The 15,372-nt window shown below is 47.2% G+C and carries 13 protein-coding genes and 1 other annotated feature; all 13 genes read left to right on the top strand.

Going from position 1 to position 15,372, the window contains the following annotated elements:
* The first annotated feature begins 98 nt into the window (after nt 1–98).
* The 13 genes from A4V09_RS08045 (at nt 99) to A4V09_RS07985 (ending at nt 15,069) form a co-directional block, all read left to right on the top strand.
* A complete protein-coding gene (locus tag A4V09_RS08045) occupies nt 99–2,189 on the top strand; it encodes an elongation factor G (RefSeq protein ID WP_065541895.1) in 2,091 nt (696 codons plus the stop codon).
* 140 nt (nt 2,190–2,329) lie between these two features.
* The gene (locus A4V09_RS08040; RefSeq protein WP_065541894.1) at nt 2,330–3,922 is read left to right on the top strand and encodes a hypothetical protein; all 1,593 of its coding nucleotides are present in this window, start codon (nt 2,330–2,332) and stop codon (nt 3,920–3,922) included.
* 115 nt (nt 3,923–4,037) lie between these two features.
* Nucleotides 4,038–4,267, top strand: a binding site (T-box leader).
* A 90-nt stretch (nt 4,268–4,357) separates the two neighbouring features.
* Nucleotides 4,358–6,772: a leucine--tRNA ligase gene (leuS, locus tag A4V09_RS08035; RefSeq protein WP_065541893.1), complete on the top strand. Its 2,415-nt coding sequence runs from the start codon at nt 4,358–4,360 to the stop codon at nt 6,770–6,772.
* 132 nt (nt 6,773–6,904) lie between these two features.
* Nucleotides 6,905–7,300 (top strand): hypothetical protein, encoded by a 396-nt coding sequence (locus A4V09_RS08030; RefSeq protein WP_065541892.1) that lies wholly within the window; start codon nt 6,905–6,907, stop codon nt 7,298–7,300.
* Nucleotides 7,288–7,614 carry a hypothetical protein gene (locus tag A4V09_RS08025; protein ID WP_065541891.1) on the top strand — a complete coding sequence of 109 codons (327 nt, stop codon included), beginning with the start codon at nt 7,288–7,290 and terminating at the stop codon, nt 7,612–7,614. The genes A4V09_RS08030 and A4V09_RS08025 overlap by 13 nt, the downstream gene beginning before the upstream one ends.
* Nucleotides 7,601–8,422 carry a CheR family methyltransferase gene (locus A4V09_RS08020; protein WP_065541890.1) on the top strand — a complete coding sequence of 274 codons (822 nt, stop codon included), beginning with the start codon at nt 7,601–7,603 and terminating at the stop codon, nt 8,420–8,422. Before A4V09_RS08025 ends, A4V09_RS08020 begins: the two co-directional genes overlap by 14 nt.
* Before the next feature lie 4 nt (nt 8,423–8,426).
* Entirely contained in the window at nt 8,427–8,798 is a 372-nt protein-coding gene (locus A4V09_RS08015; protein WP_065541889.1) for a response regulator, read from the top strand.
* Between the two features lie 14 nt (nt 8,799–8,812).
* Nucleotides 8,813–10,489 carry a methyl-accepting chemotaxis protein gene (locus tag A4V09_RS08010; RefSeq protein WP_065541888.1) on the top strand — a complete coding sequence of 559 codons (1,677 nt, stop codon included), beginning with the start codon at nt 8,813–8,815 and terminating at the stop codon, nt 10,487–10,489.
* 18 nt (nt 10,490–10,507) lie between these two features.
* Nucleotides 10,508–11,131 carry a chemotaxis protein CheC gene (locus tag A4V09_RS08005; RefSeq protein ID WP_065541887.1) on the top strand — a complete coding sequence of 208 codons (624 nt, stop codon included), beginning with the start codon at nt 10,508–10,510 and terminating at the stop codon, nt 11,129–11,131.
* A complete protein-coding gene (locus A4V09_RS08000) occupies nt 11,124–11,600 on the top strand; it encodes a chemotaxis protein CheD (RefSeq protein ID WP_065541886.1) in 477 nt (158 codons plus the stop codon). Before A4V09_RS08005 ends, A4V09_RS08000 begins: the two co-directional genes overlap by 8 nt.
* Nucleotides 11,601–11,617: 17 nt before the next feature.
* A complete protein-coding gene (locus tag A4V09_RS07995; RefSeq protein WP_065541885.1) occupies nt 11,618–12,559 on the top strand; it encodes a GGDEF domain-containing response regulator in 942 nt (313 codons plus the stop codon).
* A 13-nt stretch (nt 12,560–12,572) separates the two neighbouring features.
* Nucleotides 12,573–14,639, top strand: coding sequence for a chemotaxis protein CheA (locus A4V09_RS07990; RefSeq protein ID WP_065541884.1), 2,067 nt, complete (start codon nt 12,573–12,575; stop codon nt 14,637–14,639).
* Complete coding sequence (locus A4V09_RS07985) at nt 14,626–15,069, top strand: chemotaxis protein CheW (RefSeq protein WP_065541883.1); 444 nt, start codon at nt 14,626–14,628, stop codon at nt 15,067–15,069. Before A4V09_RS07990 ends, A4V09_RS07985 begins: the two co-directional genes overlap by 14 nt.
* The last annotated feature ends 303 nt before the right edge of the window (nt 15,070–15,372 follow it).

Below are 15,372 nucleotides of genomic sequence, written 5' to 3'. Positions count from 1 at the left end.
ATATAGAAAAATTTCTTGTCTAATTTGAATAAAATACTTGAATTGTTGCTACCTTTTTAGTAAAATATATACATATCAAAAATTGGGAGGTATTACATATGGACGTTTTCAGAAGCGACAGAATTAGAAATGTGGTCCTGCTCGGTCATGGCGGTGCCGGAAAGACAAGTCTGGTGGAGGCAATGGCTTACTTGTCAGGTATTACGAACCGCTTGGGAAAGGTAACAGATGGTAACACGGTAAGTGATTATGATAAAGAGGAGATCAAAAGAAAATTCTCAATTTCGACATCTGTGGTTCCGATTCAATGGGGAAAAGTAAAAATCAATGTACTGGACACCCCGGGCTATTTCGACTTTGTAGGGGAAGTGGAGGAAGCAGTTGCGGCAGCCGACGCGGCGATCATTGTGGTTTCAGGAAAAGCAGGCGTACAGGTGGGAACCCAGAAAGCCTGGGAGATGTGTGAAAAATACAATCTGCCCCGCATGTTCTTCGTCACAGAAATGGATGTGGACAATGTAAGCTACAGAAAAGTAGTGGAAAGCCTGACCGAACTGTACGGAAAGAAAATTGCACCTATCCATATGCCGATCCGTGAAAATGAAGAATTCGTAGGCTATGTAAACATTGTAAAACAGGCCGGAAGAAGATACATAGACAGAGGCCAGAAAAAGGAATGCCCGGTTCCTGACTATCTGCAGGATTACCTGGAGCAGTACCATGATACCCTGATGGAATCCGTTGCTGAGATCAGTGAAGAATTCATGGACCGTTACTTTGCAGGGGAAGAGTTCTCCGTGGCAGAGGTTTCGGCAGCCCTGAAGATGAATATCTCAGACGGCAGCATTATTCCCGTATGTATGGGCTCCGCCGTGAACGTACAGGGTGTTGCCAACCTGCTGGATGATATCTGCGGTTATTTCCCAAGTCCGGACCAGAAGACATGCGCAGGCATGAATGCCAAGACAAACGAGATTTACCAGGCCAACTATGATTTCGCCAAAGCAAAATCCGCATACGTGTTCAAGACCATCGTGGACCCGTTCCTGGGCAAATATTCACTGGTTAAGGTTTGCTCTGGTGTTATCAAAGGTGACGACACCTTATACAATGCGACCAAGGATTCGGAAGAAAAATTAAATAAACTGTATGTGCTGGAAGGCTCCAAACCCATCGAGGTACCGGAGCTGCATGCCGGTGATATCGGTGCCATTGCCAAATTAAACACCGTGGCTACCGGAGATACGCTTTCAACCAAGAGCACCCCTCTTGTGTTCGGCAAGACAGAGATTTCCGTTCCGTATACATACAAGAGATACAAAACCGTGAACAAGGGCGATGACGACAAAGTTTCCCAGGCTCTGTCCAAAATGATGCAGGAAGATTTGACACTGCGTGTGGAGAATGATTCCGCCAACCGCCAGACCTTGATCTATGGTATCGGTGAACAGCATCTTGACATTGTGATGAGCAAAATGAAAGAACGCTATAAAGTGGATATTGAGCTTTCCAAACCTAAAGTTCCGTTCCGCGAGACTATCCGTAAAAAAGCTGACGTGGAGGCAAAATATAAGAAACAGTCCGGCGGCCACGGCCAGTATGGCCATGTAAAAATGACCTTTGAGCCTTCCGGCGATCTGGAGAAGCCTTATGTGTTTGAACAGATTGTAGTCGGCGGCGCAGTTCCTAAGAACTACTTCCCGGCAGTGGAAAAGGGTGTTCAGGATTCCGTGGTGAAAGGACCGCTGGCATCTTATCCGGTCGTTGGTGTGAAGGCAGTGCTCTACGATGGTTCTTACCACCCGGTAGACTCTTCTGAGATGGCGTTTAAGACAGCCGCAGTTCAGGCCTTTAAGAAGGGCTTTATGGAAGCGTCCCCGGTACTTTTGGAGCCGATCGTTTCCATGAAAGTAATGGTTCCGGACAAATACACCGGTGATGTTATGGGTGATCTGAATAAACGCCGCGGCCGTGTGCTGGGCATGAATCCGGATCCTGACCATAAGGGATGCACCGTGGTGGAAGCAGATGTACCGATGTTATCTATCTATGGATACTCCACAGACCTGCGGTCCATGACAGGCGGAAGCGGAAACTTCTCCTTTGAATTCTCACGTTATGAGCAGGCACCTTCTGATATCCAGGAGAAAGAAATTGCAGCCCGCGCAAGTGCAGAAGAGAACGAATAATCAGATATTTTCACCCCGGAAACCGAAAGATTCGGTTTTCCGGGGTCTTTATATGAAAAAAACTTGTATCCGGCGTTCTCTCATGGTAAACTGTATGCTAAACAAATCGGGTGAGCACCCGGAAAGGATTTGGTAAAAGTATGAAGAAAAAAATTGCGGCGGGTCTTGCTGTGGTAATCCTGGCATTCCTCTATTACTATTTTACGCTGCCTGCCATCAACATTCATGAAAGCGGCTTTTGGTTCTTCCTGGCAGCGATCGTAGTGGTGATCCTGGTAGTGTACGGAATCAGGAAGCGCTTTCACAGTGTGGAGGACATAAAAAAGAACAAGGTGATGAAGGGGGGATTGCTGGTGATCGCAGCGATCATCGCAGTATATGCCATTGGAACCCTGTTGTCCTCCCCGATCGTAAACGCCAACAAGTATCAGCAGCTTGCAGCACCGGAAGAGAGGGATTTTACAGAAGACATTGAGGAGATCAGTTATAATCAGATTCCTCTTCTTGACAAAGATTCCGCAGAACTTCTGGGCAACAGAAAAATGGGAAGTATGGTGGATATGGTGTCCCAGTTTGAGGTGAGCAAAATTTATTCACAGATCAACTATCAGGGACAGCCTTACAGGGTAACGCCTCTTGTGTACGCCAGCCCCATCAAATGGCTGACAAACCAGAAGGAGGGAATCCCGGCTTATATCCGCATTGATATGGCCACACAGAATACAGAGCTGGTAAAGCTGGAGGAGGGAATTAAGTATTCCGAATCCGAGTATTTCAACAGGAACATTTACAGACATCTGCGGTTCAGCTATCCAACCTACATGTTTGACCAGTTAAGTTTTGAGATCAACGATGAGGGAGTTCCTTACTGGATCTGTCCTGTTAAGAAATTCAACATAGGCCTTTTCGGCGGACAGACCATCGGCAAGGTGGTTCTCTGTAACGCCATCACAGGAGAGACCACAGAATATAAGATAGAAGACTGTCCCCAGTGGGTAGACCGTGCCTATCCGGCAGACCTTTTGATCCAGCTCTATAATTATCACGGAATGCTGAAAAACGGATTTTTTAACAGCATTCTTGGACAGAAGGGATGTCTCAAGACAACAGACGGGTATAATTACCTGGCGCTGGAGGATGATGTGTGGGTATACACAGGCATTACCTCAGTCAGCGGCGACCGTTCCAACGTGGGATTTGTGCTGATGAACCAGCGTACCATGGAGACAAGATATTACTCCTGTGCCGGGGCTGAAGAGTATTCCGCTATGGAATCCGCGGAAGGACAGGTACAGAACCTAAAATACACGGCAGCGTTCCCGCTGCTTCTGAATATCTCCGGGGAGCCCACATATTTTATGGCTTTAAAAGATGGGGCAGGTCTGGTGAAAAAATACGCCATGGTCAATATCCAGAAGTACCAGAATGTGGCCATCGGGGATACAGTGGCTGAATGTGAGAAGGCTTATGTGAAGCTATTGTCAGCCAACGGCATCTCCTCCGACGGCGGAGAGCTTACGGCACAGAAAGTATCCGGCAAAATTAAGCGTGTGGCCCAGGCGGTCATTGACGGAAACTCCCATTTCTATGTTGTGCTGGAGGACAAAAACCTGGTGTTTGATCTGCCGGTAACCGAGTATCCGGAAATCGTGAAGTTTGATGTGGGTGATTCCCTTACGATTGAATATACGGAAGGGGAGCCTGTCTGCACCGTGCTTTCTTTGGAAGAATAGAAACTGCTGCTCACAGTCACGAACAGGATTTTTTGGAAAGATACCGTATAGAGTCTTGACAAAATCTGGCGATATCGGTAGAATAACAGGTAGTTTATAACAAAAAGCCAATATGGAAGAGACTGTGATGAGGAGTAGTAGAGAGTATTCTTTATTCAGAGAGCTGCCGGCTGGTGCAAGGCAGCATAGAGAAGCTTTTGAACTGGCCTCGGAGTTCCCGTACTGATAGCCGGAGTGCAGGTAAGTGGGGGCGGGAGTTCCCGTTACAGAACCGAAATGAGTGCATCCGGCATTGTGGATGAATTAGAGTGGTACCACGGAAAAATAAGCCCTTTCGTCTCTAAATATAGTGACTAAAGGGCTTTTTCTATGCTTCGGCATAAATGATAGCTGCCCAAACAGGCATGAAAAACGAAAACCAGGAGGAATAAAATTATGGCAGTACCTTATAATCATAAGGCGATCGAACAGAAATGGAAAAAAAACTGGGAAGAAAAGCCGGTGAACACAGATGACGGCCAAAAGCCCAAATACTACTGTCTGGATATGTTCCCATATCCGTCAGGAAACGGACTTCACGTAGGACATTGGAGAGGATATGTTATCTCTGATGTGTGGAGCCGCTATAAAATGATGCAGGGTTATTATCTGATCCATCCCATGGGATGGGATGCGTTCGGCCTTCCGGCTGAGAATTACGCCATTAAGATGGGTGTTCATCCTGCAAAATCCACCGCACAGAATGTGGCGAACATCAAGAAGCAGATCAATGATATTGCAGCTATTTATGACTGGGACAGAGAAGTCAACACCACAGATCCGGGCTTCTACAAATGGACTCAGTGGATTTTCGTGAAAATGTTCAAAGAAGGCCTTGCGTATGAAAAGGAATTCCCCATCAACTGGTGTCCGTCCTGTAAAACAGGTCTTGCCAATGAGGAGGTTGTAAACGGATGCTGTGAACGCTGCGGTTCTACTGTGACGAAAAAGAACCTTCGCCAGTGGATGCTCCGCATCACAAAATACGCGGACCGTCTTTTAAGTGACCTGGACAAACTGGACTGGCCGGAGAAGGTTAAAAAGATGCAGTCTGACTGGATCGGAAAATCCTACGGTGCTGAGGTAGACTTCCCGGTTGAAGGTCGAGATGAGAAAATCACAGTTTACACCACAAGACCGGATACGCTTCACGGCGCTACCTTCATGGTTTTAGCACCGGAGCACAAACTGGCTGCCTCCCTTGCCACACCGGAAAACAAGGATGCCGTAGAAAAATATATCTATGACGCTTCCATGAAGTCTAATGTGGACCGTCTCCAGGATAAAGAGAAGACGGGTGTGTTCACAGGGACTTATGCAGTCAATCCGTTAAACGGAGCGAAAGTTCCCATCTGGCTGTCAGATTATGTACTGGCGGACTACGGCACAGGCGCTATCATGTGTGTACCTGCCCATGATGCCCGTGACTTTGAGTTTGCCACCAAATTTCATATTCCGATTATCCAGGTGATTGCCAAGGACGGCAAAGAGATTGAAAACATGACGGAAGCCTACACAGAGGCCAGCGGTACCATGATCAATTCCGGTGAGTGGAATGGCATGGAATCCTCGGTGCTGAAAAAAGAGGCACCTGTTATGATAGAAAAAATGGGAATTGGCAAGAAGACCGTAAATTACAAACTACGTGACTGGGTATTCTCCCGCCAGCGTTACTGGGGCGAGCCTATTCCGGTCATCCACTGTCCGCACTGCGGAAATGTTCCGGTTCCGGAAGATCAGCTTCCGCTCACACTGCCGGAGGTGGAATCCTACGAGCCTACAGGCACTGGTGAGTCACCGCTGGCCGCTATTGATGAGTGGGTCAATACCACCTGTCCCGTCTGTGGTGCTGCTGCGAAACGTGAGACCAACACCATGCCTCAGTGGGCAGGGTCCTCCTGGTACTTCCTGCGTTACGTGGACAATAAAAATGACGAAGAATTGGTTTCCAACGAAAAAGCAGATAAATACCTGCCGGTTGACATGTATATCGGCGGTGTGGAGCACGCGGTTCTCCACCTTTTGTATTCCCGTTTCTATACCAAGTTCCTTTGCGATATCGGAGCGATTGATTTTGATGAGCCTTTCCAGAAACTGTTCAACCAAGGTATGATCACCGGCAAGAACGGCATTAAGATGAGCAAGTCAAAAGGAAATGTAGTTTCCCCGGACGACCTGGTAAGAGACTACGGATGCGATTCCCTGCGTCTCTACGAATTGTTTGTAGGACCGCCGGAGCTGGATGCAGAGTGGGATGACAGAGGGATTGACGGTGTATACCGTTTCCTGAACCGTTTCTGGAAGCTGTCCATGGATAGTTTGGAAGCAGGCATCGCTGAGACAAAAGAGATGGTGAAGCTGCGCCATAAACTTGTCTTTGAGATCACACAGCGTCTGGAGAGCTTCAGCCTGAATACCGTTATTTCCGGTTTCATGGAATACAACAATAAGCTGATCGAGCTTGCCAAGAAGACAGGCGGAATAGATAAGGAGACTATAGAGACATTTATCAAGCTTTTGGCTCCTTTTGCACCCCATCTGACAGAGGAGCTCTGGGAGGCGTACGGACATGAAGATTCTGTATTCCACACAGAGTGGCCTGAGGCTGATGAGGAGGCCATGAAGGATGACGAGATCGAAGTGCCGGTACAGATCAACGGCAAGACAAGAGCGGTTATCAATATAAGCGCAGAGGCATCCAAGGAGGAGGCCGTTGCCGCAGGAAAAGAAGCCATTGCAGATAAGATCACCGGGACCATAGTAAAAGAGATTTATGTTCCGAAAAAGATAATCAATATTGTGCAGAAATAATCTATAACCATATTCGGCGCAGGCAATGAATGCGAATCGTTGCCTGCGCTGTTTTTATATTTATATTGTCTTTTCTGCGGCAATCAAGTATTATAGAGATAGTAGAAATCCATTAAGAAAGGCGGCGTTGTAATGGGAGACCAGCAGCTGGAATATCTGGAATTTATGGCAGATGAAGTGCATTATCTTCTTCCTCTGTCCTGGGTGGACAGAATCAGCGAGAGGACGAAAAAAAAAGGGAAAACTTCCCTTATAGATTTTGCCGGACTTACCAGCCCCGGATATAAAGGAAAAACACAGGAATACCTGATTCTGGCGGACGAGGAGAATGCAGGGTTTCTGGCGGAAAGGGTATTGGGGATCCGGGTCCTTGACAAAAGAGCTTTCCTGTCTCTGGCTGAACCGGCATGGAATGAGACGAATCGGTATCTGGAGGCAGCTGTACTGCTTCAGACAGGGCAGGAGGATGAAGTGCTGGCCTATGTGCTGAAGCCGGAGATATTGAAGGAGAGACAATGGAAGTTATAAAGGTGAGAACCAGGGAAAGAATTTTGTATATAGAGAAAGAGAAGACGGAAACCCTTTACCTGAATCCCCAAATATGGAAAGTTCCCGGAGCAGGAGACGAAATACTGGGCATCTCTGTTTATAAAGGCCGCCTTGCCGTATATTACCGTCTGGGCAGCGGAAGAGATGCAAAATGCGGTATTCTTATGAAGCCGCAAGGTGATTTGATCGTGGGGGCTGCTGCAGAGGAACTGACCGGGGAAGAAGAGATTGACCGGGAAGAATTGACAGAAGTGAAACCGGGGATATGGGAGAGAAAAAGTGATCAGGCTTAAAGAAGAAGAATTTGCTGAGATAGTGGAATATATGCGTCAGAGTTACGGCATTAATCTGGAGAAAAAAAAGACATTGATCGAATGCCGCATGTCCAAAGAACTGGAATCCCAGGGTGTGACAACCTTTGGCAGATATATGGAGCTTTTAAAGAAAGACAAAACCGGAATGACGGCTTCCAATATGGTAAGCCGTCTGACTACCAATTATACATATTTTATGAGGGAGCCGGCTCATTTTACAATCCTGCGTGACCATATCCTGCCGGAATTATCCAAAAGCAGCAGAGGTATTCTGAATGTTTGGTGCGCGGGATGTTCCACCGGAGAAGAGTGTTATACCATTGCCATGATCCTGCAGGATAACAGGGACCGGACAGGAAAACTGTTAAATTACAGGATCCTGGCAACAGACATTTCCGGTCAGGTGTTGGAAAAGGCGGGGAAGGGGATCTACACGGCAAAAGAAGTGGAAGGGCTTCAGGCGGATTGGAAGAATAAATACTTTCGGTCAGCGGATGCAAAAACATTCTGTGTGGAGGAGCGGCTGAAGCAGAACATCCGGTTTCAGAATCAGAATCTGCTGTCACCTTATATGGGGACGGAGCAGTTTGATCTGATCTTCTGTAGAAATGTTATGATATATTTTGATAAAAAAGCCAAGGAGACCCTGGTGAAGAAACTGGAGGCCAGCCTGAAGCCGGGGGGCTATCTGGTGATTGGACACGCTGAACTTTTAAACCGCGGTGAGATCAAATTGGAACCGGTATTTCCTGCCGTGTATAAAAAAAATAGAGAGAAGCTAAGGTGAGTATATGGAAAAGAAAATCTTGATTGTGGATGACGCCATGTTTATGAGAAAGTCCATCCGGAAAATTTTGTCCGAAGGAGGATATGCCAATGTGGAGGAGGCCAGGGACGGTGATGAGGCAATTGCCATGTTCGGAGAATACAACCCGGATCTGGTCCTTTTGGATATCACCATGCCGGGCAAATCCGGACTGGAAGTGCTGGAAGAGATTTTAAGGCAGGACGAGGATGCCGCGGTTGTAATGTGTTCAGCTATGGGTCAGGAAACTGTGATCCAGAGAGCGATTGTAATGGGGGCCAGAGATTTTATTGTAAAGCCGTTCAAGAAGGATGAGTTTTTAAGAATCGTGGACAGTTGTTTTCCCATAGATGAGTGAAAGGAAAAAGTGTGATGAAAAACTACTTTTTGAATCTGAAAATAGGAACAAAACTGATCGCAGCTTTTGCGTCAATTATTGTTTTGTATATATTTACTGTTTTCATCTCTCTGCATACCATCCGGAACATGTCGGAAAAAATAGATAATTTTTATAACCAGCCTTTCGCCAATGTGGAAGCGTCCATGAGTATGTTGTCCAACCTTCATCTGGTTGGAAAGAATCTGACTATTATGGCGGCAACGGATAATGTCATGGATGAAGATGAACTGATGATGCAGACAAAGTCAGCTAGTCAGGAAGTGGAAAAAAAGCTGGAATTTCTGCAGACCGGATACGGAAGTGATACAGAACTGATCAAGAATCTGGGCGAAGGATTCGCATCCTATAAACTCACCAGGGACAGGGTCATATCCCTGCTGGAGAGCGGTGATGCAAAACAAGCGTTGGAAATCTATGTAAATGAATACGCATCAAAAATGAAACAAGTAAGTGATACCCTCTCCCAGGTGACCGATGAATGTATAATGGATGCGGAGAATACGCTGAATACTTCCCTGATATCCAACGGGGAGGCCAGGATCATGATCCTTATCCTGGCTTTTGTCAGTATCCTGATCACCTGTGTCTTGTGGCTGACCATTACCAGAAGTATTCTAAAACCTGTAAATGAGATAAAAAAAGCGGCGCAGTCTGTGGCGGAGGGGAAACTTCAGGCCAATCTGTCCTTTACCTCCCGAAATGAGCTGGGGCAGCTTGCGGAAAGCATCCGTCAGACCACAATGGCCCTGAATGCCTATGTATCGGAAATTAAGACAGGAATGACAGCCCTTGGCAAAGGAAAGTTGAACTATCGTACCAAAGTAAAATTCAAAGGGGACTTTGTAGCCCTGGGAGATGCCCTGGATGAAATCGGGGAGCTGCTGCGCAATGCGATCCGGCAGATCAACGGCAGTGCGGAGCAGGTGGCAGGCGGCGCGGAACAGGTATCTAACGCTGCACAGACCCTGGCACAGGGGACATCCCAGCAGGCCAGCTCCATTGAGGAATTGGCTGTCAGCATCAGCGAGATCACAGAGAGCATCAACGGCAATGCAGAGAAAGCCGTAAGATCCAGCAAACTGGCAGATAACGTGGGACGCAGCCTGGAAAACAATGACCAGCAGATGCACAGACTGCTGACCGCCATAAAAGAGATCAAGAACAATTCTCAGGAGATCACCGGGATTGTAAAAGAAATAGAGGATATTGCCTTCCAGACCAATATACTGGCTCTGAACGCATCTGTGGAGGCAGCAAGAGCCGGGGAAGCAGGAAGAGGCTTCTCTGTGGTGGCCGGAGAGGTCCGCCGCCTGGCATCTAAGACAGCGGAAGCATCCAAACTGACTGCAGGACTGGTAGATAAGAATTCAGAGGCAGTCAATGTAGGGATGGATACGGTCCATACCACGGCTGACTCTTTAAAGGACTCTGTAGAAAGGGCCCAGGAAGTAAATCAGATGATGGATGAAATCTCAGAAGTATCGGTCCAGCAGGCGGATGCGATCATGCAGGTGCGCAAAAGCATGGATTTGATCTCTGATATTGTACAGGGCAATTCGGCATCCTCGGAGGAGAGCGCGGCTGCCAGTGAGGAGCTGTCCGCACAGGCGCAGATGTTAAAGGAACTGGTGGAACAATTTGAGATTTGATGGATAAAGGGGAAGAGAATGAATTGTGAAGTGGAATTGGAGGAACTTTCTAAGGATTTTATAAAGGAGCTGGGCAATATCGGGACCGGAAATGCGGTCAGTGCTCTGTCTCAGCTTCTGAACTGTCCGCTGGAGATTGATACGCCCAATCTGAGAGTATTGCCTTTTCAGCAGATAACAGAGATCATTGCCGAAGCGGAAACACCGCTCACAGGAATTATGGTGGAAGTTTTCGGAGAGATAAACGGTATGTTTCTCTTTCTTCTGGATGAGACGTTTACCGGCCAGGTGGTGCGTCTGGTACTGGGTGAGGAGATAACAGATTTCACCAGACTGACAGAGATGGAAGAATCATTGCTGCTGGAACTGGGGAATATTATGTGCGGCTCTTATATCCGGGCCCTGTCCCAGCTTCTGGATATGGAGATGGATGTTTCGGTTCCCCAGATCAGCGTTGATATGGGCGGTGCCATACTCACTGCCGCTATGTCACGTTTTCTCAGAACAAGTGAGGAACTCTTGATGATAGATAATCTGTTCTGTATGAATACCGGAACTTTTTCAGGCCGTATCTTGTTCCTTCCGGAAATGGATACTCTGCATACTTTGCTCCGGAAACTTGAGGAGTTGCAAAATGGATAAAATTACAGTAGGTATTGCGGAAGGCAGGATTGCCTTTGACGGACAGATGCTGGTCACTTATGCATTAGGGTCCTGTGTGGGTATCTGCCTGTACGACAGCAAAATAAAAATAGCCGGACTGGCTCATATCGTGCTGCCGGATGAGAACAGCGCTACCGTAAAGAGTAATCCCTATAAGTTTGCAAAAAGCGGGATTCCCGCACTGATCATGGAAATGCAGAAACACGGGGCCGACAAAAAAAGGATGACAGCTAAAATAGCCGGGGGAGCCAAGATGTTCCATACCGGCGGTTTGGAATGGGATATTGGTGAAAAGAACACTGTGGCTGTCAGGCAGACCCTGCGTATGGCAGGTATCCGTATTGTTGCCGAGGACACAGGGGCCAATTACGGCAGGACTCTGGAATTTTGTGCTGACGACGGCACAGTCCAGGTAAAAACAGTAAGAAAAAAAACAGTAAATTTATAACAATATGGGAGGCAGATATGGATTTTAACGGTAAGAATATCGTTTTGGCTGTTGATGACAGCTTGATGGTATGTAAACAGATTCAGACAGCACTGAAAGAAGAGCCTGTTTTTCTCTGCGAGGCACATAATGGGCAGGAGGCTGTGGATATGGCTATGCAGTATCAGCCGGATTTGATCCTTCTGGATGTGGTACTGCCGGATATTGAGGGATATGAGCTGATTGGAAAACTGAAGGAAGTAGGGCAGAACGAAGCAGCAGTTTTGTTTCTCACTTCTAAAGACAGGGACGAGGATGTGGTCAAGGGATTTTCTATGGGCGCCTGCGATTATATCAAAAAGCCTTTCACCACTGCAGAACTGCGGTCCAGGGTTCACGCCCATCTTGAGATGAAAAAGCAGAAAGATATGCTGAACCGGCAGAATAAAGAGCTGCTCACCAATATGGAAAAGCTGAATTTTATGGCTTTCAGAGATGGGCTTACCGGTCTGTACAACAGGAGATATGTGGTTGGGAACCTTATGGAGGATATGAGGGACCATAATGCGGAGAAAGCCACAGAAGTTCTGATCATGGCAGATATTGATGACTTTAAGAAAATCAATGATACATACGGACACGATGCCGGGGATGCAGCACTTGTGTGTATTGCCAATATACTGGAAGAGCAGTGCAGGGACCACAGGGTCATCCGCTGGGGCGGGGAAGAGTTCCTGATCGTCCTCTTTGCCGTGACGGAGGAGGAGGCTTTTGAGATCAGTGAGCGTATCCGCAGGGAAGTGGAGGCATTCCGGATTTATCATCCGGACGGGGAATTCTCCTGTACATTGACTATGGGGCTTCATACCTATAAGGAACCGGACAGGATAGAGGACAGCGTCAACTGTGCGGATAAAGCACTTTACTACGGGAAACGAAACGGAAAGAACCGCAGTGTCTGGTACAAAGACATACGGTGAGCGGTGAATAAATATGGGATATTTCGATGCAGATGCAGAAGAAATGCTGGAAGTGTACCTTCTGGAGACACGCCAGCTTATGGAACAGCTAAACGGAGTCCTGCTGGAAGCGGATAAAAACAAGACGTTTTCAGAGGATGATATCAATACAGTTTTCAGGATCATGCACACCATCAAAAGCTCTTCCGCCATGATGGGGCTTCACGCTCTGTCAGGCATGGCACATAAACTGGAAGACCTCTTCTCCTATTACAGGGAGCAGAAAGGGGAGATCAGCCGCATAAAGCCGGAGCTGTTTGACCTGCTGTTTAAGGTGTCTGATTTTGTGGATAATGAACTGAAGCGGATGCTTGAGGATAATTATACGCCAAAGGATACTAACGAGATAGAGAAGAAAATAGAAGACTACCTGAAAAGTCTGGAGGAGTTAAGTCATATAAAAGATGCGGCGGATATGCCTATACCGGCAGAAGCGGATTCTGCTTCTTCCCGGACAGAAGAAACAGAAAAAAAATCAGAGACCATACCGGTAGGAATCCCGGAAAGCTTCCAGAAAAAGCCAGGTGTTGTTATACGGATCCGGTTTGAAGAAGGCTGCCGTATGGAGAACATCCGTGCCTATATGATCATCAGAAAGATCGGAAGTCTCTGCAGCAGTGTGGAGAGTTATCCCCAGGATTTGGAAAAATCCCAGCAGGGAGCAGAGTATATCAACAAAAACGGGGTTTTCATCCGGTTTGAAAGTGATAAAAAGGAAGAAGTCCTGGATGCAGTCAAACGCGGACTTTTTGTAAAGGATCATGAAGTCCTCAGAGATGAAGAGAAGAAACCGGAAGCACCGCCGGAAAAGAAAGCACGGAAAGCGGACAGTCCTTCAGAGACAAAAGAGGTGGAGTTTCTCAATGTACGGACGGACCGTTTGGACAGACTTCAAAACCTGTCGGGAGAACTGCTGATACTGATGCTGACTCTGGATGAGGAGCTGAAAAGCCGTGGTATGGATGATTTAAGAGAAGGGACGGCCTATCAGGTCAACCGTCTGATCGAGGAGATGGAGCGTACCGTCATGGAAATCCGTATGGTCCCCGTGTCAAAGGTCATTCCAAAGCTGAAGCGGATTCTGCGGGATATCTGCAGGGACCAGGGAAAAGAAGCGGAACTGATTGTAAACTGTGGTGATATTGAAGCGGATAAAAGTGTGGTGGACTATGTCTCAGAATCGCTGCTCCATATTATCAGAAACGCGGTGGACCATGGACTGGAACTTCCGAAAGAGCGTGAGGCAGCAGGCAAGAATCCAAAAGGCAGCATTACTTTCAGTGCGGAAAATACCATAGGTGAGCTGATGATCTCCGTTTCTGATGACGGAAGAGGCATAAACTTAGCAAAAATCCTGGAAAAAGCCAAGGAAAAACATCTCCTTACAAAACCGGAAGAAGAGTACGATCCCCAGGAGACTCTGGAACTGATCCTCTCCCCTGGGTTTACCACCAATCAGGAGGTTACAGAGTATTCGGGCCGGGGCGTAGGTTTGGATGTGGTGAAGAATATTCTGGAGGAGGCAGGGGGCCATCTGTATATCCAGAGTGAGGAGGGGAAGGGAAGCACCTTCACGATCACCCTCCCCCTGTCCCTGGCCACCATTGAGTGTACCAGGTTCCGGGTGGGAGAATACCGCTTTTCTGTTCCATCCAGATATGTACAGCGCTTTTTCAGCTATGAGGAGAACAGAGATTATATACACTGGAGAAATGACAAAAAGTATATCTTGTATGACAGCCGTATGTTTCCCCTGCTGGATTTGAGGGAAGCTTACCAGATAGAGGGCGCATATCCTGACACCTCCCTTTTGGTATATGTGAAAAGCGCCAAGCGGGAGGGTGTTCTTATCATTGACTCTATGTATGAGCAGAAGAGGATCGTGGTGAAGCAGCTTCCGGCTCTGTTCGGCCCTGGCTTCAGGCGGCATACGGGCATCAGCGGATGCAGTATTATGGGAAACGGCAAAATATGTGCGGCTCTTGATATTGAAACCCTGATTGAAAAGTTTACGAAGGAGGCAGTCCATGAGCGAGAGTGAAATAACGGAAATTCTGTGTTTTCCCGGTAGCAGAAAAAATTATGCAGTGGACTTTTCCTGCGTGGTTGAGATCAGCTATGACTTTAAGATTTCAAAGATTCCGTGTATGCCATGGGATTTTGAGGGGGTGTGCAGCTACAAGGGAGCTATGATTCCTGTCATAAAGATTGAGGAGGCACAGGAAGCGGATGAGGGGAATCAGAGTCGGGTGATCGTGGTGATCGTAAAGCACCGGAAGTATTTTCTGGGCATCCGGCTTTCCAGGGAGCCGTACATCATCTCCTATACAGATGCGGAAAAGATAACAAATCCACTGGGCGTAGCTGCTTCAGAGAGATGGAAAGAGAAGGGGCTTTACCGGTACAGGGATAAATTGTATTCCGTCATTGATGTGGAAAAAACACTGGAGGGCATGGTCTTTTATCCCTGACCGTATCCCCTCAGTTTAGGAAGTGTTGATGCACCAACAGAGAAAAAACAAGCTCTGTTGGTATTTTTTTATGCTTTTTCTTATGCTATAATTAATGGCAGGAGGAAAACAAGCTGCTTCTTCTGAAAGGGGAGCGGCTTTTTGAAGAGACTGTGGGTGATAACAGACGGCGGATGGAATATGAAATACAGAAATTTGAAATGGTGTTAAATACAAGGGACCGGGGTAAAATAGAAGAAGCGGCAAAACATTTTGCACAGGTTATGGAAGAGGTGGAAGAAGATAATTTATAGACCCGGAGGT

This window comes from Blautia pseudococcoides, assembly GCF_001689125.2.
Classification (GTDB): domain Bacteria; phylum Bacillota; class Clostridia; order Lachnospirales; family Lachnospiraceae; genus Blautia; species Blautia pseudococcoides.
The sequence above is the reverse complement of the archived record's forward strand: the minus strand, read 5'-3'. Positions and strand labels throughout refer to the sequence as shown.

Excerpts from the sequence above, each read along its gene's own strand:
- A4V09_RS07995 (WP_065541885.1), top strand. The coding sequence starts at position 11,618 with ATGGATTTTAACGGTAAGAATATCGTTTTGGCTGTTGATGACAGCTTG.
- leuS (WP_065541893.1), top strand. The coding sequence starts at position 4,358 with ATGGCAGTACCTTATAATCATAAGGCGATCGAACAGAAATGGAAAAAA.
- A4V09_RS08025 (WP_065541891.1), top strand. The coding sequence starts at position 7,288 with ATGGAAGTTATAAAGGTGAGAACCAGGGAAAGAATTTTGTATATAGAG.
- A4V09_RS07985 (WP_065541883.1), top strand. The coding sequence starts at position 14,626 with ATGAGCGAGAGTGAAATAACGGAAATTCTGTGTTTTCCCGGTAGCAGA.
- A4V09_RS08005 (WP_065541887.1), top strand. The coding sequence starts at position 10,508 with ATGAATTGTGAAGTGGAATTGGAGGAACTTTCTAAGGATTTTATAAAG.
- A4V09_RS08000 (WP_065541886.1), top strand. The coding sequence starts at position 11,124 with ATGGATAAAATTACAGTAGGTATTGCGGAAGGCAGGATTGCCTTTGAC.
- A4V09_RS08045 (WP_065541895.1), top strand. The coding sequence starts at position 99 with ATGGACGTTTTCAGAAGCGACAGAATTAGAAATGTGGTCCTGCTCGGT.
- A4V09_RS08015 (WP_065541889.1), top strand. The coding sequence starts at position 8,427 with ATGGAAAAGAAAATCTTGATTGTGGATGACGCCATGTTTATGAGAAAG.
- A4V09_RS08010 (WP_065541888.1), top strand. The coding sequence starts at position 8,813 with ATGAAAAACTACTTTTTGAATCTGAAAATAGGAACAAAACTGATCGCA.
- A4V09_RS08040 (WP_065541894.1), top strand. The coding sequence starts at position 2,330 with ATGAAGAAAAAAATTGCGGCGGGTCTTGCTGTGGTAATCCTGGCATTC.
- A4V09_RS08030 (WP_065541892.1), top strand. The coding sequence starts at position 6,905 with ATGGGAGACCAGCAGCTGGAATATCTGGAATTTATGGCAGATGAAGTG.
- A4V09_RS07990 (WP_065541884.1), top strand. The coding sequence starts at position 12,573 with ATGGGATATTTCGATGCAGATGCAGAAGAAATGCTGGAAGTGTACCTT.